General features: G+C 41.1%; 15 protein-coding genes and 1 pseudogene. 8 read left to right on the top strand and 8 right to left on the bottom strand.

Features of this window, described 5'->3' with window-relative positions:
- Positions 1 to 105: 105 nt before the first annotated feature.
- Positions 106 to 237 (top strand): annotated as a pseudogene (locus tag HWQ58_RS38035) (antibiotic biosynthesis monooxygenase); the annotation flags it as partial.
- A gap of 48 nt (positions 238 to 285) precedes the next feature.
- Here HWQ58_RS38035 and pcrA read toward each other — a convergent pair.
- On the bottom strand, positions 286 to 2,610 hold the full coding sequence (pcrA, locus tag HWQ58_RS38030) for a DNA helicase PcrA (RefSeq protein ID WP_292873986.1): 2,325 nt from the start codon (positions 2,608 to 2,610) through the stop codon (positions 286 to 288).
- An 862-nt stretch (positions 2,611 to 3,472) separates the two neighbouring features.
- On the opposite strand from pcrA, the gene HWQ58_RS38025 reads away from it, so the two are divergent.
- From HWQ58_RS38025 to HWQ58_RS38015, 3 genes are read left to right on the top strand one after another with little or no spacing between them, the layout of a single operon-like run.
- On the top strand, positions 3,473 to 4,441 hold the full coding sequence (locus HWQ58_RS38025) for a sodium-dependent bicarbonate transport family permease (RefSeq protein WP_292873984.1): 969 nt from the start codon (positions 3,473 to 3,475) through the stop codon (positions 4,439 to 4,441).
- 4 nt (positions 4,442 to 4,445) lie between these two features.
- A complete protein-coding gene (locus HWQ58_RS38020; protein WP_292775098.1) occupies positions 4,446 to 4,757 on the top strand; it encodes a P-II family nitrogen regulator in 312 nt (103 codons plus the stop codon).
- A 28-nt stretch (positions 4,758 to 4,785) separates the two neighbouring features.
- On the top strand, positions 4,786 to 5,487 hold the full coding sequence (locus tag HWQ58_RS38015; protein ID WP_292873982.1) for a carbonic anhydrase: 702 nt from the start codon (positions 4,786 to 4,788) through the stop codon (positions 5,485 to 5,487).
- Positions 5,488 to 5,635: 148 nt separating this feature from the next.
- On the opposite strand, the gene HWQ58_RS38010 is transcribed toward HWQ58_RS38015, so the two are convergent.
- The gene (locus HWQ58_RS38010; protein WP_292873980.1) at positions 5,636 to 7,360 is read right to left on the bottom strand and encodes an ATP-binding protein; all 1,725 of its coding nucleotides are present in this window, start codon (positions 7,358 to 7,360) and stop codon (positions 5,636 to 5,638) included.
- A gap of 1,057 nt (positions 7,361 to 8,417) precedes the next feature.
- Here HWQ58_RS38010 and HWQ58_RS38005 point away from each other — a divergent pair.
- Positions 8,418 to 8,855: a CAAD domain-containing protein gene (locus HWQ58_RS38005; protein WP_292873978.1), complete on the top strand. Its 438-nt coding sequence runs from the start codon at positions 8,418 to 8,420 to the stop codon at positions 8,853 to 8,855.
- A 224-nt stretch (positions 8,856 to 9,079) separates the two neighbouring features.
- Here the strand turns inward: HWQ58_RS38005 and HWQ58_RS38000 are convergent, their stop codons facing one another.
- Together HWQ58_RS38000 and HWQ58_RS37995 are read right to left on the bottom strand one after the other, a co-directional pair.
- Positions 9,080 to 10,252: an S-layer homology domain-containing protein gene (locus HWQ58_RS38000; RefSeq protein ID WP_292873989.1), complete on the bottom strand. Its 1,173-nt coding sequence runs from the start codon at positions 10,250 to 10,252 to the stop codon at positions 9,080 to 9,082.
- Positions 10,253 to 10,360: 108 nt separating this feature from the next.
- Positions 10,361 to 11,131 (bottom strand): Uma2 family endonuclease, encoded by a 771-nt coding sequence (locus HWQ58_RS37995; RefSeq protein WP_292873976.1) that lies wholly within the window; start codon positions 11,129 to 11,131, stop codon positions 10,361 to 10,363.
- A 239-nt stretch (positions 11,132 to 11,370) separates the two neighbouring features.
- Here HWQ58_RS37995 and HWQ58_RS37990 point away from each other — a divergent pair, with 239 nt between their 5' ends.
- Positions 11,371 to 12,729, top strand: coding sequence for an ATP-binding protein (locus HWQ58_RS37990; RefSeq protein WP_292873974.1), 1,359 nt, complete (start codon positions 11,371 to 11,373; stop codon positions 12,727 to 12,729).
- Between the two features lie 37 nt (positions 12,730 to 12,766).
- On the opposite strand, the gene HWQ58_RS37985 is transcribed toward HWQ58_RS37990, so the two are convergent.
- The 3 genes from HWQ58_RS37985 to HWQ58_RS37975 all read right to left on the bottom strand — a co-directional run bounded on the left by HWQ58_RS37985 (position 12,767) and on the right by HWQ58_RS37975 (position 16,294).
- On the bottom strand, positions 12,767 to 13,840 hold the full coding sequence (locus HWQ58_RS37985; protein WP_292873972.1) for an ATP-binding protein: 1,074 nt from the start codon (positions 13,838 to 13,840) through the stop codon (positions 12,767 to 12,769).
- Positions 13,841 to 14,088: 248 nt separating this feature from the next.
- Positions 14,089 to 14,673 carry a hypothetical protein gene (locus tag HWQ58_RS37980; protein WP_292873970.1) on the bottom strand — a complete coding sequence of 195 codons (585 nt, stop codon included), beginning with the start codon at positions 14,671 to 14,673 and terminating at the stop codon, positions 14,089 to 14,091.
- A 118-nt stretch (positions 14,674 to 14,791) separates the two neighbouring features.
- On the bottom strand, positions 14,792 to 16,294 hold the full coding sequence (locus tag HWQ58_RS37975; RefSeq protein WP_292873968.1) for a glycosyl hydrolase family 57: 1,503 nt from the start codon (positions 16,292 to 16,294) through the stop codon (positions 14,792 to 14,794).
- Positions 16,295 to 16,769: 475 nt separating this feature from the next.
- Here HWQ58_RS37975 and HWQ58_RS37970 point away from each other — a divergent pair, with 475 nt between their 5' ends.
- Positions 16,770 to 17,996, top strand: coding sequence for a ScyD/ScyE family protein (locus tag HWQ58_RS37970; RefSeq protein ID WP_292873966.1), 1,227 nt, complete (start codon positions 16,770 to 16,772; stop codon positions 17,994 to 17,996).
- Positions 17,997 to 18,233: 237 nt separating this feature from the next.
- On the opposite strand, the gene HWQ58_RS37965 is transcribed toward HWQ58_RS37970, so the two are convergent.
- The gene (locus tag HWQ58_RS37965) at positions 18,234 to 19,055 is read right to left on the bottom strand and encodes an SDR family NAD(P)-dependent oxidoreductase (RefSeq protein ID WP_292873964.1); all 822 of its coding nucleotides are present in this window, start codon (positions 19,053 to 19,055) and stop codon (positions 18,234 to 18,236) included.
- A 1,122-nt stretch (positions 19,056 to 20,177) separates the two neighbouring features.
- On the opposite strand from HWQ58_RS37965, the gene HWQ58_RS38700 reads away from it, so the two are divergent.
- A partial coding sequence (locus HWQ58_RS38700) for a TolC family protein (RefSeq protein ID WP_366839372.1) occupies positions 20,178 to 20,610 on the top strand: 433 nt, incomplete at its 3' end.

The following is a 20,610-nucleotide window of genomic DNA, read 5'->3' as shown; positions in this document are numbered from 1 at the left end:
CATGAGCTTATGCGTTTAAAGCCCAATAAATTACCCTATTTTCAGAAGGGTCTGCGTGCTATGTTCCTTATCCAATCTGCTTTTTAGCTTCTTTGTCACCCCTTCAGATGGGAAACTTTAGAATCTCATACTGTTGGATTTAGAAATTCTGCTGAGTTTCAAGAGTGGAAAAAACTTCTGCATCATTTTTATGAGCCTTTTCCCATTGTTGAACACTTTGAAGAAATTGAAATATGAAAAACAAGAACCTCGACTTATTTGAGAAGTCGGGGTTCTGCGGCTGTATTACTCTACTCGTTGTAGCTGCGCTACTCTTGGGTCAACAATTTTTTGCCCCAAGCTAGCAAATTTAATTGCCACAGACATCTTACTACCCGTTCCGAAAACATGGGTGATTTCACCAAGACCAAAAGTTTTATGTAATACTCTATCGCCTACTTGCCAATTCTGCTTCGTGTCTTGCTTTCCATTAGCAGTAGAGGCACTTTTAGTATAAGTTTGACGACTCAGGCGTTGAGTAGTTAGTAATTCTTCTGGCAATTCATCGAGAAATTGCGATCGCACAGCAGGTTCACGAGAACCATACAAACGGCGTTCACGCGCGTGTGATAAATACAACCTTTCTTGGGCGCGAGTAATCCCCACATAACACAAGCGGCGTTCCTCTTCCAAAGAAGCAGGATCGCTTAGGGAACGAAAGCCGGGAAATAGCCCTTGTTCTAATCCCACCAGAAACACCACAGGAAATTCTAAACCTTTGGAAGCGTGCAAAGTCATTAAAGAAACGGCTGTTTGCCCTTCTTTTAAATTATCTAAATCGGAACTGAGGGCGGCACTATTGAGAAAGTCTCGCAGAGAAACCTCTTCGTTTTCTTCTTGAAATTGCAGCGCGGCGTTGTAAAGTTCCTGAACGTTTTGTACCCGATCAGTAGCTTCATCTGTGCCTTGACTCATCAAGTCTTGAACGTAACCAGAGTCTTCTAATATTCCTTGCAAAACCTCAGTCACGGGAAGCGTGGCGACTTGTCCTTGCCAACGGCTAATCATTTCGGCAAAGCTATTTACAGCTTTTGTCGCCCGTCCAGCTAATGTGTTAACTGATGTCTCATCGCTGAGTATTTCCCACAGAGTTGTCCCTAGTTGCTGAGAGGCGTTTACCAAAGCGTCAATAGTGGTTTTGCCAATTCCTCGCCGGGGAGTATTGATAACTCGCAATAAACTGACTGTATCAGCTGGATTAGCGATCGCTCTTAAATAAGCAACGACATCTTTAATTTCTTTGCGATCGTAAAATCTCATTCCTCCCACAACTGTGTAAGGAATTTGATATTTCACCAATAATTCTTCAAAGGGACGAGATTGGGCATTTGTCCGATAAAGTATGGCAAAATTACCCCAGTTCAACTCTGGATTTTGCTGCTCTAAGGTACGAATTTGATTAATTACAAATGCCGCTTCTGCAAGTTCTTCATCAGCTTTGTGACAAGTAATCTGTTCACCCGATCCCCGCGTCGCTTTCAGGACTTTATCAATCCGTTGGGTGTTATTTTCAATTAGTTCATTAGCCGCTTGTAGAATGTTTTCACAAGAACGATAGTTTTCTTCTAGCTTAACCATCGTCCGCGTGTCATCATCTACCAAACCATCGCCAAAGTCTTCCTGAAATCCTAGCAAGATGGTGAAATCTGCCATCCGAAAGCTGTAAATTGATTGGTCTGCATCGCCGACAACAAAAACTGAGCGATTTTCCCATTCCCATTCGCTCTTTTTGGTTTCGCCATTAGTAACTAATAAATTAATTAGTTGATACTGAGTGCGGTTAGTATCTTGATATTCATCTACGAGGATATGACGAAACTTGCGGTGCCAGTAACCCAATACCTGCTCGTTTTGTTGAAATAATCTCGTAGGTACAAGGATTAAATCGTCAAAGTCGAGAGCGTTGTTTTGTGCTAATTTATCTTGATATAAATTGTAAACTTGGGCAATTACCCGTCCGCGATAATTAGGTTGATCTCGCTCAAATTCTTGGGGTGATAAACCTTGGTTTTTCGCATTACTAATAGCGTAGCGGACAGAGCGGGCGTCAAACTTCTTATCGTCTAAATTTAGCTCTTTATTAACAATTTCTTTGATCAGACTGATTACATCTGATTCATCAAAGATAGAAAAATTGCGATTCCAACGCCGTCCTTTTTCGTCTACATATTTTTCAATATCAAAGCGGAGAATGCGAGAAAATAGACTGTGGAAAGTGCCACACCATAAGTCTTTGATAGTATTTTTGTAAACTTGCGATCGCAGTAGCGTTTGTTGGTATTCTGTCAACAAATCAAAACGCTGACCGTGTTGTTTCATCGCCAGTTGTTCTGCAAACAGCCGTTGAATCCGGTCTTTCATTTCCCGCGCGGCTTTGTTGGTAAAAGTAACCGCCAGGATATTTTCTGGATCAACGCGGTGTTTCAGAATCAGATTCGCAATCCGATAAGTCAGCGCTCGTGTTTTACCGGAACCTGCGCCAGCAACAACTAGCAACGGGCCGCAGTAATGTTCGACAGCTTGACGTTGGCTAGGGTTAAGGTGACTGAGAAAGTCGATGGTTGTTGTCATGGATGTGAAAAAGCGATGTCTAAGGGCGGGCTACGCCTACGCCTGGCGTCACATCAATAGAGAGTTGCTATTGCCCAGGTTACATATCGTGACATACTCCCATAATGTATGCTTGCATACATTATAAGCTTCTCAACCAATCCAGCTATTGCTTAGGAGGCGTTGAGCTTTGTTTTGAGTCCACGGAATGCCCTACCGCAGACTATGAATTTCTTACCTTGTACCCTACAAATTTTACTGTCCTGGATGAGATGCTGGCTTATTCGCGCTATTGGACAAACCAATGGATAACTTGTATTAATCAAGATGTGCCGACTTACTTTCATGCTGTGCAACGGAGTCGCTTACCAATAAATCGTTATGCTACTGGACAGAGGCTTATCAGACACCAATGTGGGTGAAGCTTACCACAAATATTGTACCAGAAAAAAACATAGAATTTATGTAGGGGCTAATTCATGAATTGCCTGTACAGTACGTTAACTTTTCTATGTAGATAAGTTAGCCACGAGTTATTCCTGCACGTTCTGTCGTAAAATCAGCGACGGGGAATCAAACATCATAAAAATACTGGGCAAGCTCTCACTTGTTCTGTTGCTAACAGAGCTTCACAGCTATTTTCAGTTAATTTAACTACGGATTTTCGTAGGGACACCGCAATGTTCCCTACCCTGTGGTTTATTGAAGTGAAAAACGCTGTAATACCTAACCGAGACTATTGTCACCAATCGGACTATTCACTCCTTGAGTACCCAATTGACATAGGGTAGCAATACACGATACATCATGATTCAACCGTTAAATTTTTAAAGATGAAAAATTTCTTTAATTTCAGGTTTAACCAATACAAGGAGGAGTGGATATGGATGTTAGCTTAATTGTATCCAACATTTTGAATCCGCCAATCCTGTTTTTCTTTTTAGGCATGACTGCTGTTTTTGTCAAGTCCGATCTGGAAATTCCCGCACCAATGCCCAAACTCTTTTCGCTGTACCTACTGTTTGCCATTGGTTTTAAGGGAGGGGTAGAACTAATCAAAAGTGGCATCACTCAGGAAGTAGTTCTAACACTCGTGGCAGCAATGATGATGGCTTGCCTTGTTCCAATTTACACCTTTTTTATTTTAAGGTTGAAACTGGATACTTACGATGCTGCTGCGATCGCAGCCACCTACGGCTCTATCAGTGCCGTCACTTTCATCACGGCTAGTGCTTTTTTAACTGAGCTTGGTATTACTTTTGATGGTTACATGGTGGCAGCTCTTGCGCTCATGGAATCCCCAGCGATTATAGTTGGTCTAATTTTGGTAAATATATTCACCGCCGATGGAAAGCGGGACTTTTCGTGGCCGGAAGTCTTGCAAGAAGCATTTCTTAATAGTTCAGTTTTTCTCCTAGTCGGTAGTCTCTTAATCGGTGTCTTGACAGGAGAACGCGGTTGGCACGTATTAGAACCCTTTACTCAAGGGTTGTTTTATGGCGTTCTCACCTTCTTTTTACTGGACATGGGACTAGTCGCTGCCAGAAGAATTAAAGACTTGCAAAAAACCGGAGTTTTCCTAATTTTATTTGCCATACTAATTCCAATACTCAATGCAGGCATTGGGTTGGTGATTGCCAAATTGATCGGTATGCCTCGCGGAGATTCACTGTTGTTCGCTGTATTGTGTGCCAGTGCTTCTTACATTGCTGTCCCAGCGGCGATGCGGATGACTGTACCAGAAGCAAATCCCAGCCTCTATGTTTCCACCGCTCTAGCAGTGACATTTCCATTCAATATTATTGTGGGAATTCCGTTATATCTCTACGGAATTAACCTATTTTGGAGGTAAGAATATGCACGTAGTTAAAAAGATAGAAATTATCGCCAACTCCTTTGAGCTTGCCAAAATTTTAGATAAATTAGACAAGTCGGGTGTACATAACCATGCCATAATCCGAAATGTTGCTGGTAAAGGATTACGAGGAACGACAGAAGATTTAGACATGACCATGCTTGATAATGTTTACATCCTCGCGTTTTGTATGCCAGAACAACTCAAGCCTGTTGTCGAAAATATCAAACCACTCCTTAATAAGTTCGGAGGTACTTGCTACGTTTCCGATGTGATGGAGATTCGCTCTGTCAGATGTGTTGCGTCGATGTAGGAGAGTGATAAATTCAATGAGGCATTTCATGGAACGTCGTGACTTTTTGAAGTTAGGAATGACTGGGGCATTTGGAATAATGCTATCTGCCAGCGATTTCCTCTGGCAAGTTGAACAGGCGAAAGCTGCCGAAATACCTTCAACTTCTCCTGAATCCCTCACTCCCGATGCAGCCTTACAAAAGCTGATAGAGGGAAATCAGCGGTTTCTTGCTCATCATCCTCAATACCCCGATCAATCTGCGCTGCGGTTGCAGGAAGTTGCTCAAGCTCAACATCCATTTGCAACTATTCTTAGTTGTGCGGATTCACGAGTACCCGCAGAAATTGTTTTCGATCAAGGCATTGGGGACATTTTTGATGTTCGGATTGCTGGAAATATTGCCACACATGAAGCGATCGGTAGTATTGAATATGCGGTTGTCTTGTTAGGTTCTCCACTGCTGATGGTGATGGGTCATGAGCGTTGTGGGGCTGTAACTGCCGCTGTACAAAACGAATCGTTGCTTGGTGATATTAGTACTTTTGTTAAGGCAATTAAGCCAGCAGTGGAAAAGGTCAAGGGTCAGCCGGGTGATGCAGTTGAAAATGCTGTGGTGGCAAATGTGCAATATCAAATTGAACGATTGAAGCACTCAAAGCTTTTAACTAAGCAGGTGAAGTCAGGCAAATTGAAAATTGTCGGGGGTCGTTATGACTTGGATACAGGGAGGGTGAATATTATTACTTAATTCGGCAACGGGAGCTTTCTTGAGTAGGGGGATGAGGGAGATGAGGGAGATGAGGGAGATGAGGGAGATGAGGGAGATTATAAAAAAACTTCCCACCCCTCCCACACTCAAAATTCCCCAATCCCTAGTCCCCAATCCCCTGCTGAATTCAATCCTGCACAGTCATTGGCAGACGAATCGTGAAAGTAGAACCAATTCCTGGCTGACTTTTGACAATAATTTCACCATCCATCATTTGGCAAAAGTGGCGGCTAATTGCCAACCCCAGTCCCGTACCTCCATACTTTTTCGTAGTTGAAGTATCACCTTGTGTAAAAGGTTGAAATAACTGCTGCTGTTGACGGTTAGACATACCGATACCTGTGTCGGTAACGGTGAAAATAATGCTGCCCAAAGGAGCCTCCGGTCGAAATTCATCCTTTTCTCTGTTGACTGTCAGCATCACCTTGCCGTTTGTAGTAAATTTACTGGCGTTGCTGAGTAAGTTTAACAACACCTGCCGCATCCTAGTTTGATCGGCGTACATGGTGCCAAGTTGCTCATCAAAATTTACTTCTAAAACATTGGCATTTTTTTCTATAGCTGGTTTGACTGTAAGGACAACGTTATGAATCAGCGTTGCAATCTCAAATGTCTCAGGATACAGGGTCATTTTCCCTGCTTCAATTTTGGACAAGTCGAGGATTTCGTTAATCAAGTGCAGTAGATGCTTACCAGCAGCGTTAATTGTTTCTAAATCTGTGATGAAATCTGCCGATAAACCAAGATCGGTAGCGTCGTCTTCTAGTAGTTGGCTTAAGCCAATAACAGCATTTAACGGTGTGCGTAATTCGTGGCTGACATTGGCCAAAAATACGCTTTTTGCTTTGCTAGCAGCTTCGGCTAATTCTTTAGCTTGTTGTAGTTCTTTTGTTCGCTCAGATACTCGCTCAATCAGACGATTTAGAGATTTGGCGAGTAGGCCAATTTCATCTTCAGTGGTGACGGGCGCTCGCAAATCGAAATTATGTTTCCTTGCAACTTGTTCAGCTACTTGGGTTACAGTGATAACTGGTTCAGCGATCGCTCGACTGGTACGCCAAGCTACAATAGCTGCGATCGCTACCGAAACTAGCATACTCGCGATCGCGATCAATCGCTCAACTATTCTCGCCTGCTCAACGGCTTTTTGCCTTTCTTGCTCTTGATCTTCAGCAGTTTGCAGGATGTTAGTCAAGCTTTGAGAAAGCTGATCTAGCCGCATGGCTATTTCACCACGCATTATTGTTAATAACTGCGATCGGGCAGAGGAAATCTTCTGAGGTTGTACTTTTGAGGAGTCAATTTTCTGTAATACGGTTTCTATTTGGTCAACGTAGGCTTTTAAATTAGTTTTATAATCCAGCAATAAGGTCTGTAAAGTCGAACTTGTTGCTGCTAGTCTTTTAGGTTTACTATCGATAAATCCGCCAATTTTTGACTCTAGTTGCTTGGCTTTTTCAACATTCTTCAGAAAATCAGCTTTTTTGCTTTGCAGTTGTTGTGAATTTTCTAATACAGCAACTAGGTTAGAACTATGTAATTGCGCCCCTACTACTGCATCTTTATAATTACTCAGTAGTTGTCCTTGTTCATAAGCTTGATTGAATTGTCTAACTTCCCTTCCCCGGTAGTAATTAGCAATCACTAACCCAGTCAGTGAGCCAAAAAAGCCAATTCCGATAGCTACAAAGTACCCATAGCCAATTTTTTGATGGATACGCCAAGAACTAGCTTTGAGTTTCCCTCGTGAAGGAAATTCTATAGTTGGGAGTTCGTCTGTCGATCGCTCTTCGGCTGACACTTTTTTGCTTTCTGAACTGCTGTAGATAGGGGTTGGCTTTTGAGTTGGCATTTCTCAAACCTCCTTGCCTTCCCGCAAAAATAATCAAATTAGTCTAGATTGTCAAAATACCTTAATTAGTCATTAACATCTACATTATCTTCTTTTATCGCAAGAGCAAATCATTGCTTGCTAGATAATTAGCATCACCTTAGATTATATAAGTAAATTTTATAACAAATTAACTAAGTATAATTACTAAATTTAACAGAATTCACTTTTTTTTAGGAGCAACGATATAGTTTTCTGCACTAAAGACGCGCCTGAGAGCGTCTTCTCTTTACCACACTACTTTCTTAAATATGCGGTTGATAGCAAGCAATGAGTTCTTGCGATCGCCTACGCCATTACTCTACCTTACTGCTTCCTTATAAAATTAATACAATCAGGATAAAAACAAAAGGTTTGATACTTGTTGGGCATTGGATATTGGGCGTTAGGAGTGCTGAGTGCTGAGTTAGGAGTTAAGAGTTAGGAGTTAAGAGTTAGGAGTTTTGTTTATCTCCTTGTCCCCTTGTCCCCTGCCCCTCTGCTCCCCTACTCCCCTACTCCCTCATCCCAGGCACACATATCATAAAATAGATTAAAAGTCTAGTCTATGTGAACACACAAAAATTTAATTACGTATTAATATCAATACGAATGCCTTAATTGACGAACGCGGCTTAAGATAGCTTTAATATCAGATAAAATCGGCTTCTAGGCTTATATAAATTAGAGGTAGACTGATCTTTGCATGATTTGTACTTAATATTTAGTACGATTATGAGCAAATGACACGGAATGGGATAATCACAACCTGAGGATTCCAGTTGATTCCAAAAATAGAACTCAGGAAGTTGATTCTAATACATCCTGCTGCCTTTTGAGTTCTATCCTCCTACTGACTGTCTACCTTGTAGTTGATGCAGTAGATAGTACGGGGCAACTATGGTTATAGGAGACTAAAACCTTTTTGTGCCTTTCACCAAATTGTACTAATGCACAAGTACATCACCTAATCAACAATCTTTTGGTTGTAATTATCCACGATTAGAAAAACTCAACTGTCAAATTAATAGGAGTGAAAATGCCAGAACAAGAATTTACCGAAAGCGCATCTAAAGATACTACAGTGGCAGAGATCAACAGCCAAACGGGAACCATCACCAAACTCCAGCCTCCAGCACAGTCTCAAGACGAATGGCTAAAATACGGGGAGCAAATTTCTACCTTTTTAGCAACATTACCAGAATATCTGGGAAGCTTCTTTAATCAATATAAGCAACCCCTGGTAACAGTTGGTTTAATTGTAGGATCGATTGTTGCCGTTAAAGTACTCTTGGCAATATTAGATGCTTTGAATGATATCCCTTTGGTAGCACCTACTTTTGAGTTGATCGGTATTGGTTACTCTGCCTGGTTTATTTACCGCTATTTACTCAAAGCCTCAACCAGGAAAGAGTTAACTAGTGAAATCACCACTCTTAAATCACAAGTTGTCGGTAAAGAAATTCCAGAAGCTTAATATCTAATTACCGCTTCTCTACCAGACGCTACGCGTAGCTTGCTGTGTAGAAGTAGGCTCTAATTCCAAATCACCGAAGTCTGGACGCCGGAAATCGGTGTCCAGTCTTCTCCCAAAATTCCTTACGAAATTTTTAACAATTTGTAATATCAAGACTACACCCATAACGCTAGTATCTGTAGAGGTCGGTTCCTGCGATCCTTGGTTTAATTACGAATTAGTAATTATTGTTGAGGCAAACCTCCGGTGGGCAATTTAACTTTTGGGTTCGGTTTTGGAGTCTGTGGAAGTTCTGGAGATATTTTAGGCGAGGCCTGCGGCGGGCTAGGTCTACGCACTATATTAGGAGATGTAATTGCCGCCAGTTTGCCCCGTTTGACTAAAGCTTGATGAATCATCGCCGCCACTTGTGCCCGACTAGCTACTTTGTTGGGATTGAGGACTTGGGGATTTGGATAGTTAACTACCAACCCATTGGTTGTAGCAGCGGCTATTTTGCCGATAGCATAAGGTGGAATATCTTTAGCATCTTTATAGACACTGATAATCTGATTTGGGGAAGTGGGTGCTTTCAAATTTAACCCACTGACAAGGGCAACTAAAACTTGCACTCGTGAAATATTTTGTTGTGGTTTGAAGGTTTTTTTCGGGTAGCCTTTGAGAAATCCCGCACTGATGGCTTGGTCAATTGCTGGACTTGCCCAGAATTTTGTTGGTACATCTTGAAATGCGATCGCAGTCTTAGACGGTTCTTGGTCAAAAGCTTTTTCTAGTATGGCAGCAAATTCAGCGCGGTTTACAGGCTGATTTGGTCTAAAAGAATAATCAGGAAACCCTTTAAGAATCCCACGGGCGGAAAGAACGTCTATAAAACGCCGACTCCAAAAGTTATCGGGCACATCGTTAAATGCAATTGGCGGCGGAATGATTGATTTTGGTTTTGCCGGAGTTACTAAAGGCAACGCTGATGATTTAACTGATGACTCAAGTTCTATTGGAGGGGATACAGGTGTTTGTGCTTGTGGGGATTGAGTTGGGATTACCAGAATAGATGGTAACATTGCACGGTCAGGAGTTGCGCTGTTAGTTGGGAATGAAGGTGTCTTGGGTTCAACAACAGCTTCAGGTGGAGAAGAGGGCAAAACGTTGTCGGGGACTGCATAAGGTTTTACCTTGGCAGTAGGAGAAGGCAATAGTGGATTTGGCTGAACACTAGGAGACGGAGTGGAAGAAGGCAACAGCAGCCCGTTTAAGTTCCAACTAGAATCCCTGCGGGACAATGACCAAAAAAGAATCGCTCCGATAGTGGCGAAGGCAACCAAAATGGCTATAAATTCATCAAAGCCAAGGGCAGTTTTTTGGGATGACTCCGGTTCGGAAGGAGGTCTATTTGTCATCATGATTACCCAGGTAGCAGTAAAATTTGTGTCTAAACAAATTAAGCCACAGATGACTCTTTTACACCAGCCCTTTTTAATTCGTAATTCGTAATTCTTATTAAAATATTAAGCTTCTGGTTCAATGCCGAGCGATCGCAATTGGGCAGCTAGGCGATCGGCTCTTTGGGATTCCTGTTTGGCTCTTTGGGATTCCTGTTCTGCTCTTTGGCGTTCCTGTTCGGCTCTTTCATCGCCATTCAACAACAAATTACCTTGTAAATCCCACCAACGCAGCCAGGGTAATTCCACATTCTGATAAACTCCTAGCCATAAACCTAATTCAACACCCAAAGAAACTATAGGATAATGTCCTCGTTCATTTGCTGGTAAAATCTGATACTGTCCTTCAATTAGATGATAAACTTCTAGGCTGGCTTTACTCGCTTCATAAATGCCGTAGAAGGGAGGACGAATCACCTGCTCATAAATCCAAAATTTCCCCTTCAAAGGAGTTTTATCTCGTTCTTCACTACCATCGCCAGAGACAAATTCTAAGACAATCAACGGGGCAATAAACTCTCGCCACAACACATAAGAACGTCGCGTTTTCCCATTGAGCAAAAATGGTACATTCGGTACATAAAACCAATCAGGTGCTTCTGCGCCTTTTTCAGGGGGATCGGTCAAGCGCCAGTAAATGCCTAAGTCCTGCCCTATACAGTATTCACCTTCAGGATTTAATTGCTTGAGGATGGGTGTAATTGAGTCAGTTAGGAGGATACTTTGGGGATGTTCTTGCCAATTTTTCACGAACGTACCATCGGACTCAGGAAGCTGGGTATGATCCGGGAAGGGGAAAGGAGTGAGGGCGTTGGGCGGATTGGTTACAGAGGTCATACGCTACCTTTGCACTCTTCGTAAAGGTTATTTTTAGTTTAACTTGCGATCGCTTTCTCAATATTCTCCACCCAGATTATAAATTGCACACCAATTACTTCCAGTCGCCTGAGAAAGATTTTCAGCTTGACAGACCACTAGTTTTATTAGATACCTAAACTAAAACGTGATTTTGAGGGTGGCAGAATGTAAAATATTAACTTATTCTTTACCTGTCTTTGAAAAAATCAGGGTGTCTAGTGCCAGAAGAATTTAGTTACCAAATTTCACCGCCATTTTTATCTCTTGGTAGCGATCGCGATCTTGGTTTAGATTCAACTCTCCAAGAACTACCAATGTATAACTTCTCGGTGGAAATCAGCCACACTGGTATAGAAGTGGCTAGTTTTTTGGAAAAATACCCCCTGTTACCAGGAGTAATTTTGGTAGAACAGGGACAGTTCATAGGGATGATTTCGCGGCGGCGACTACTGGAATTTTTGATTCGTCCATTCGGACAAGAGTTATTTGTTCAGCAACCATTAGCTGTTCTCTACAGCTATGTGCGGACACCGATGTTGCTAGTTGCTGATACAACATCGATTTTAATAACAATGCAACTTAGCTTAAAGCGATCGCCTGAATTATTAGCAGAACCAATTGTCGTACAAACGGAATCTGGTGCTTATAGATTGTTAGATGTCCAAGAATTAAATATTATTTCTTGGCAAATTCGGGGGATCGACAATTTGATCCGCTATGAACGCAGTCAAGCCCAAATGATTCAAAATGATAAAATGGCAAATTTGGGACGTTTAGTAGACGGCGTAGCCCACGAAATTTTAGACCCAGTGGGTTTTATTTGGGGTAACATAATTTATGTTTCAAACTACAGTCAAGATTTACTCAAACTTATAGCAGCTTATGAGCAAGAGTTGCCATCAGTTTCTCCGGCAATTAATCAGATTAAAGAAGAAATTGAATTTGATTTTTTAGAACAAGATTTGTCGCGAGCGCTTGCTAGTATTCGCACTGGAGCGGAAAGATTAAAAAAACTCGTTACTAGCTTGCAAAACTTCTGTCATATTGATGAACTTTTTCCCAAACCAGTAGATTTACACGCCTGTATAGATAGTATAATTTTACTAATTAATAGCCGTCTTCAAGGAGAAATTGAAATCGTCAAATACTACGGTCAATTACCCCCAGTGTATTGCTTTATGGGGCAATTAAACCAGGTTTTGATGAATATTTTAAGCGAATTTGTGGATACTTTACTCAATGAAGCAGTGCGACAACAGTTACATTTAGAAGAGACAAAGACTGTTCAAAAACCCCGAATTGAGATTACCACAGAAGTTATTTCGCAAGAAGCAAGCAGCCCAGATGCACCTGATTCTCGCTGGGTTTTAATTCGCATTGCTGACAATGGTCTGGGAATATCTCAAGAATTGCAACAGCAAATTATGGAGTCTTTTTCTCTGGAAACAAAGAATGGGAAAAATACTAGTTTAGCAGTAAGTTACCGAATTATCACCGTCAGGCATGGCGGAAAATTAAATTTCCATTCACAGATTGGTATAGGTACAAAATTTGAAATATTGTTACCTTTAGTTTGATTGATTTAGAATTCAGAATATCCATGATAACGTTGCGTTAGATTATTAGACAAATTTTCTGCTGGATAGGAATTTGAACCACAAACTCCGTTACCTTTCCAGGTGTGGAAAAAAATTCTAACTTGCCGCAATGTTTTTTGGTGATGATTTGATAGCTGATAGCCATTCCCATTCCTGTTCCTTTACCAACAGGTTTGGTTGTAAAGAAGGGATTGAAAATCTGTTTTTGAATCGATTCGGGAATCCCAGAGCCATTGTCTGCGATCGCAATTTTTACCCATTGCGAATTAACGACAGAGGTACAAATAGTTATGCGACTGGGATTCTGCTGGATTTCTTGATAAGTCCGCAAAGCATTGAATTCTTCGAGCGCATCGAGTGCATTTACTAAAATGTTCATAAAAACCTGGTTGAGTTGTCCGGCGTAGCATTCTACATGGGATAAATTGCCGTAGTCTCTGATGACCTGAATTTCTGGGCTTTTATCAGTGGCTTTGAGGCGGTGCTGCAAAATCATCAAAGTATTGTCGATGCCTTCATGAACATCCACGGCTTTGAACTCACTTTCATCGAGGCGGGAGAAGTTACGCAGTGACAGCACAATATCTCGAATACGTTCCGTCCCGATATTCATTGAGTGCAATACCAGAATCGCGTCTTTTTCCAAAAACTCTAAATCGATAATTAAGACCCCATTGCTCGTTAAACTATCGGGAAAGGTGAAGCACAATTGTGGCAGGGACGCACTCTTCGCCTTTGCTTGGGCGATCGCTTGTTGAGCTGCAAGGGCTGGATTTTTGGATACTCCTCGTCCAATACCTGAGTGAATTTCCACTTCGTCTGTAGCAAACAGCATTAAAGTCAGAGAATCTTGCTGAAACTCCAGAATTGAAGAGATTTCTCCATTTGTAGTTCCACCAATCAACTCAATTTCGGGGAAAGCATCCTGGATGCGTTGCAAAATTAAAACATGGTCAAAGTCTATAGCAGTGAATAAAATTCCAGCCTGAGGAAGTGAGCCTGCAAGGGAACGGCTACACTTTTGAAGAACTTCAGCGATCGCGTTTTGAGAATCAGGATCGTCGCTATGACCAACAACAACTCGAAACACAACTACCTCATTGTAAGTTTAAAGACCAGGTAGATTATCCAATTGGGATCTCAACACCCAGCAACCTACACTTAGATTTCCCACTTACTTGAAATAAATCTCAATTCACCTGACTTTTTATCGAAACAGAATTCAGATTCACCAAGAGGCAGCAGCTCCAACGACGGGCATTTCCAGTCGGAGACTGGTAACGAGGTAAAATCAGCATGAAATCGTATTGAAGTTATTCTTTTATAAGTTTAAGATACTTAGATATTATTTAAGTTTTCCCACTCATCTAAAGAAACTTCAAACTCTCTATTAACTTCTTCCATAGCTAACTTTTCTGTTTCAAAATAGCCAATTTCTGAAATTTCTCCCGCTTGGGATACATCGAAACGGTAAAAGCCAGAATCTGTTGTATATTGCACAATTCTAATTTCTTTAGGTGGATCTAAGTCTTTGTATATCCCATCTATAGATATACGTCGATATATAGCTCCAGTAGATTTATGGTTTGGATTTAAGAAAACACGATACTTGAGTACAGGAAACCTTTGCTTAAATAATTCAAGGAGTTCAAAGAATACATCACATGCCTTTGCTTCGTCTCCAACTTCTCGGAGAATGATATTTTTCCATCCTGCTGTTGATTCGTACCATTTATAATATCGAGCCACCCAGTCGTTCAACTGACTAAAGGGAGGATTCTCTTCTTCAATTAAGATCCCATTTTCCTCCATAGCAAAAAAATAGCCACCAATAAAGCCACTTAATGCAGTTAAGGAACGCTGTCCTAAAAACATTTGTGGTCTTGGTTTCATCATTTCTAAAGTCTCATAAATATTTTTCATTTATATTGCCTATTTAGAAAACAATACACTTTATTTAGCGATATTTTTCCCTGCAATATACCCCCAGCCCCACTCTTAAAAAAGTAGGGCTGTTTCATTCCCTCACCTAAGTTCTTTATTATTGAAATATCGTTTTTAGCAAACTTTCGCCACTTTGGTAAATCTCCCGCGCATAATCAGTCCAAGCGCCTTGTCCCCAATAACGAAAACAACTGGTTTGCAGCAAAAGGTTATGTAGAAGAACGTTACGGTATTGAGATTGTCTAGTGATTGGTTCTACTGAGTCAGTTTGCAGTAAGGGATCAATCTTTTGATGAAATAAACTGCTTAATTGATACATGGGAGACAACACATTTTCATATCCTTTTACCCAACTGATATGATTTGTCCACGAGGCTCCATCCATGTGAAAATTAGAGTTTATTTGCTTTAATTCTTGAATGGCATTCTCTACAGCTTCCGGTTGATTATTATCTGGTGAAACTCGCTCCCAAATTTGATGTTGTCCCACTGGCTGGCAAGTTGGATAGTCTTCGGGTTTGCATCCCACTGCTTCGATTAATTCTAAATATTCTGTACCACACATTCCAACAACGCCTGATTTTCCTCCCCCATTATTTACCATATCCCACCAAGCTTGTTTAAAAGCGCTAGGAAATTCATTCATCATCACGCCACCATTTTCACCATCACCAATTTGGCTAACTATTTGTGGTACAAATACACTCCCAATTTGTTGTTTGGATAATGTTTTAGCTTCATAATAAGGCTGCATCTGTGCAACTAATTTCGTATCGGAACCTTGGGTTTTAATTAAGGTTGTGATGCTAATTGTTTCACCTTGAGAATTACGGGCAATTAGACGATGTGGTAAATGTTTATGAGTGAGAGATTGACCAGTAAGAGTTTCTACAGAATGTTCTTGAACAAGTAGCCAGCGATATCCACATTCTTTCAGCGCTTTCACAAATTCAAAGAGAGCATCAGGGTGATTAGGTAGGTGCATTTCTGGGGGCGAAAATCCTTTAACTCGCGCTAGTGCTTCCCAACCAAAAATTGCCGCAAAATGATGTTGCCATGCAACTATCTGCAATTTAATATCTGCTATGGGTGTGGAAGGAATAACTGCATGACTCCACATTGTACCCAGCCACTCTACATAAGGTTGATAGGTTGGATCGCAAGTAATACGTTTAAGATTATCCAAAACATCACCGCGTCCCATTTGCCGCAGTCCCCACAGAAGATTACCAGAGTAATCCAACATCACACGCGGATTGCAACCTTGATTTACAAGTTCGGGGATCATGTCACCCATACGGCTGTAACAATGGGCAAAGGGATCTGCATTGTGGTTATCCCCTTCATGGGGATGTTCAAACATATATTGCAGATTGCTAATGAGTGTACCGCCATTTCCAGCTGGTATAGTTGGCTGGTGCATGTGTAAGGCGATCGCAAACACAGCATTTACGTCTTCTAAGCGGATATTGGTTGTTGCTAAAAATACTGGTTGATTGTGGTTAACTACAGAGAGAACCTCTGTTTCCCAACCAGAAATATTCGGCAAGCCATCGATGATTTCGGGCAAAGGAGTCAGGGTTATGGGGAAGGAAAGCATTTCTGATTGCTCCGAAACAAGGTATGTCTAATTATGCGATCGCACAGCAATTTCTGATCTACAACTTTTGATGCAAACTGCGATCGCCTTGTAGTCCTGCAATATCTGTGTAATTCAATAGTTTAGATATCCCACCTATATAAAAAATGTTGAATTTTGTTGCTATAGGCATACATTTGTACACCACTACAGATGATTCATTATGTTGCAAAGATTTTTGAAAATGGTATGATACAACTCGAAATTAACAAATTCAGATTTCATCTAAGTAAGTTGGCATCATAAAACTAAATTATATAAAGAAAGATAAACGAGGCTATAACCCTCTCCTGTGCCTCCTGCCTTATCTTAACGACAAATTTTTAGGTTTGAATCTGTTACCCGATTTGAGAAGATTGGTATAAATATTAACCAATAAAAAAATCTCAAACTTCTCTATCTTTATTTATGCAAATTTAATTTTAGGACGGGTCTAATGAAACTAAAACAATTTGGAATTACATTTTTGAGTGTTTGTATTGCTGCTTTTTCAGGAATAAAAGCAGCAGAAGCGGCATCATTTTCAGTAATTGCCGACGATCTTAATAGTCCACGGGGTCTAACTTTTGGCCCTGACGGCAGCCTCTACGTCACAGAGGCAGGAACAGGCGGAGATGGAGCTTGTGTTCCTTCACCGAGTGCCGCAGGTCAATCTTTATGTTATGGCACAACTGGTGCAGTGACAAAAATTGGAAATGGTATGCAAGAACGTGTACTTACAGGACTTCCTTCTCTGGCATTACCAGATGGTACTGATACTGCTGGGCCTCAAGATATCAAATTTGATGCTACTGGCAAGCCTTATATTGCTATTGGATATGGTTCAAATCCCACATTTCGCGCCACATTAGGTAACACTGATTTAGGAAAAATCATCACTGCTAATTTCAATACAAATTCCTGGACTAGTGTTGCTGATTTAGCTAATTATGAACTTGCAAATAATCCCGATGGAGGCGATCTAATTAGCAATCCCTTCTCTCTTCTTTTAGATGGAAATAATATTGTTGCAGTTGATACTGGTGCTAATGAGTTACTCAGCGTAGGTACTGATGGCAGTAATTTAAAGGCGATCGCCACAATTCCCAGCCAGATATTAACTAATCCAGTTTTTCCCTCTGGTGCATCGTCATCGCCATTTGAAATCCAAGCAGTACCCACAAATATCGCCAAAGGCCCAGATGGCGCTTATTATATTAGCGAATTAACTGGTTTTCCTTTTCCAGAAGGTGAAGCAAAAATCTACCGAGTTGGTGCTGATGGTCAACCAACAGTTTATACCGATGGCTTTACCCAACTTACTGACTTAGCTTTTGATAGTGAGGGTAATTTATATGGTTTGCAATACGCTAATCAGTCACTCTGGAAAGGTAATTTAGATGGTTCTGTAATTAAAATAGCCAGCGATGGGACTCGCACAACTATTCTTAGTGGCGATGGATTAGAGTCTCCTACTGCTTTGACTATTGGTGCTGATGGTGCTATTTACGTGGCAAACCGAGGCGATCGCCCTGGACTTGGACAAGTTATCAAAATTGAGAATTCCAAGTCTGTTCCTGAATCTACTTCTATTTTCAGCTTACTAGCATTTCTTGGCACTGTGAGCCTTACTTTTTTGCACAAGGGTAAAGCCAAAGGACTCCAAAACAGTGCTGAATGCTGAGTGCTGAGTGCTGAGTGCCCAGTAGTACCCCATAGTTAAAACTAGAGGATTGAAACAAGGACATATCCTAAGCACAGCCCCCCGCAGGCATTCCTGTCTTTGCTCTTAGGGGCACGACTACCCTATATGCTGAGTGCAATTAATTTTACTTTTTACTCAGCACTCGTTACTCAGCACTCAGCACTGTTTTGGTGACTCAGCACTACTGAAGCGATCGCCTTCGGCGTCCCCCCTTCTCTACGAGACGCTACGCGAAGGGATAAGTTTTTCAATAAACCGTTGTCTTTTTGGTGCTGGTGGTGTTGCTATTCGTAAAATTAGCTCTAACAACCAAGGGGCAAGGCGTTGACACAACACAGCTAAATGACTTTGCCATCCAACTAAAATTTCTGATGAATCATTTTGCATTCCGGTGACGAGTGCTTTAGCCACTTGCTGGGGAGTCATGGGGATCACCCAGCGAAATAATTTTAAGTCGCGCACCATATCTGTGTCGGTCAGAGAAGGCAGTAATGCAATGACGCGGATATTGTGTTCAGCTAGTTCTTGGCACAAGGCTTGGGTAAATCCTAAAATGGCAAACTTGGTTGCTGAGTATGTCGCCATCGTTGGTGCAGCCACTTTGCCCATCAGGCTCGATACATTGACAATTGTCCCTTGTCTTTGGCTGGCCATGCGTCGAGCAATCAAACTAGTGAGGTTGTACATTCCTAACAAGTTCACCGAGAGTTCTTCTTGAACTTGGGGCATTTTAGATTGCAAAAATGAGCTTTGGTATGCGACTCCTGCACAATTAACCAACAGGTGAATCTGTCCGTAATTGCGCCACAGTTGGGCAACAGCGATATTTACTTCTATTGTCTGCGTTAAATCTAAGGCCACGATCGCAGCTTCTGTACCCATAGCCTCGATTTCGTTGGCTACCTCCAATAACTTGCGGCGATCGCGTGCTACCAATATCATCCGCTTGATGCCTTGTTGCGCTAATTCCAGGGCGATCGCTCGTCCAATTCCACGCGAAGCCCCTGTAATTAAGGCAACTTTACCTTGAATCTTCATTGGTTTTATCCTCTAAAATTTAAGTCTTACCAAACTCTTCGTTATTGCCAATACACACAAGCAAGAGCTACTTGCTTGTCGGCACAAGGTAAGACAAATAATCAATCGCAATTCAAATCAAACTGAAACTAAGTCTTTAGCAACGAGATATTTCTTGGTTAATCTGCAATCCCTCATAATTGTCTATACGAGGCAGAAATTTCTCATTCTTAACCCGTCAAAGCCTTACACACTTGGCTGAATGGGTATAGCTCATAGATTTTATTTCTTCTAGATCCGAGCGTTCATCAGCATCGCTGTCATACACACGTTAGCAATTAAATCAAGCTATTGCAATATTCTTTAATAAGGATTTCTTAATACTTCTTAATGACAAACATATATATACAAAAGATTTTATTAAATAAGTTTTTATGAATCCCTCAGTACAAATATCTCATTTTCCTGACAAATAGCCCTGTTTTAAGAAATTGTGATATCTAATTCATCCTTTAGAAAGAAAAAAGACATATAGCATTTTGGCTGATGGTTGCAATAGTTAGAACTTTCAGCTTACTGATATAATTGCAACAGTATATTTACTATTTTCTTGAAAAAAAAGATTGATGACTTTTATTGATTGAAAACAATCAAAAAGAGCTAGATCGTTGTCTGAAATTATCTGCCAAAACTTTAAGATAAATAGTAATTTGTTTAGGTTTAGCTTTGAGTTAATCAAAGTAATGCTTGAGACTAGCCTCGTCCATAGCAAACTTCAATTGTTCTCAAACAATAAGATCCCCGATTTATTAGAGAAGTCGGGGATCTGAAGTGTAAGTCAATATGATTCCAAATTGATGATTCCGCTGAAAACTGCACTCAGTACATTTACGTAATTATTAATTATTACCCCACGGTTAAATCGACTTACTCACAGCAAGGATGGATATCAATACTGCTCGGTTAAAAATATTCGTAGGTTGGGTTGAGCGTAAGCGTTACCCAAGAAACCAAGCAAAATGTTGGGTTTCGTTCCTTAGCCCACAGGCATCGCACTTTTGATCTCAATGTCTGAGCCGTCCCTCCTTATCAAGGCTACTGTGTACACACAAGTTGAATTACCCCCCTTAATCCCCCCGATATATTGGGGGGAAACAGAAAAAATGTTGTTCCCTCCCCTTTATAAGGGGAGGGTTAGGGTGGGGTAAAACCCTGGTTATTCAACTATTTCAGACTTGTGTATACACCGTACCTTACCAAGGGAGGACTACAGGGGGGTTAAAACGATCTCAAATTCTCACGAATGATTTAGGACTGCTATATAAGCAACAGATACCTCGAAGTCGTGTTGAGGTACTCCAAAGTCGTGTTGAGGTACTCCAAACTCGTGTTGAGGTACTCCAAACTCGTGTTGAAGTACTTGAAAGTCGTGTTGAAGTACTCCAAACTCGTGTTGAAGTACTCCAAACTCGTGTTGAAGTACTTGAAAGTCGTGTTGAAGTACTCCAAACTCGTGTTGAAGTACTCCAAAGTCGTGTTGAGGTACTCCAAACTCGTGTTGAGGTACTCCAAACTC

It is taken from the genome of Nostoc sp. LPT, from assembly GCF_017115165.1.
In the GTDB taxonomy this organism is placed as follows: domain Bacteria; phylum Cyanobacteriota; class Cyanobacteriia; order Cyanobacteriales; family Nostocaceae; genus Nostoc.
The sequence above is the reverse complement of the archived record's forward strand: the minus strand, read 5'-3'. Positions and strand labels throughout refer to the sequence as shown.

Coding starts and splice junctions, on each gene's coding strand:
- pcrA (WP_292873986.1), bottom strand. CDS start 2,610: ATGACAACAACCATCGACTTTCTCAGTCACCTTAACCCTAGCCAACGT.
- HWQ58_RS38025 (WP_292873984.1), top strand. CDS start 3,473: ATGGATGTTAGCTTAATTGTATCCAACATTTTGAATCCGCCAATCCTG.
- HWQ58_RS38020 (WP_292775098.1), top strand. CDS start 4,446: ATGCACGTAGTTAAAAAGATAGAAATTATCGCCAACTCCTTTGAGCTT.
- HWQ58_RS38015 (WP_292873982.1), top strand. CDS start 4,786: ATGGAACGTCGTGACTTTTTGAAGTTAGGAATGACTGGGGCATTTGGA.
- HWQ58_RS38010 (WP_292873980.1), bottom strand. CDS start 7,360: ATGCCAACTCAAAAGCCAACCCCTATCTACAGCAGTTCAGAAAGCAAA.
- HWQ58_RS38005 (WP_292873978.1), top strand. CDS start 8,418: ATGCCAGAACAAGAATTTACCGAAAGCGCATCTAAAGATACTACAGTG.
- HWQ58_RS38000 (WP_292873989.1), bottom strand. CDS start 10,252: ATGACAAATAGACCTCCTTCCGAACCGGAGTCATCCCAAAAAACTGCC.
- HWQ58_RS37995 (WP_292873976.1), bottom strand. CDS start 11,131: ATGACCTCTGTAACCAATCCGCCCAACGCCCTCACTCCTTTCCCCTTC.
- HWQ58_RS37980 (WP_292873970.1), bottom strand. CDS start 14,673: ATGAAAAATATTTATGAGACTTTAGAAATGATGAAACCAAGACCACAA.
- HWQ58_RS37975 (WP_292873968.1), bottom strand. CDS start 16,294: ATGCTTTCCTTCCCCATAACCCTGACTCCTTTGCCCGAAATCATCGAT.
- HWQ58_RS37970 (WP_292873966.1), top strand. CDS start 16,770: ATGAAACTAAAACAATTTGGAATTACATTTTTGAGTGTTTGTATTGCT.
- HWQ58_RS37965 (WP_292873964.1), bottom strand. CDS start 19,055: ATGAAGATTCAAGGTAAAGTTGCCTTAATTACAGGGGCTTCGCGTGGA.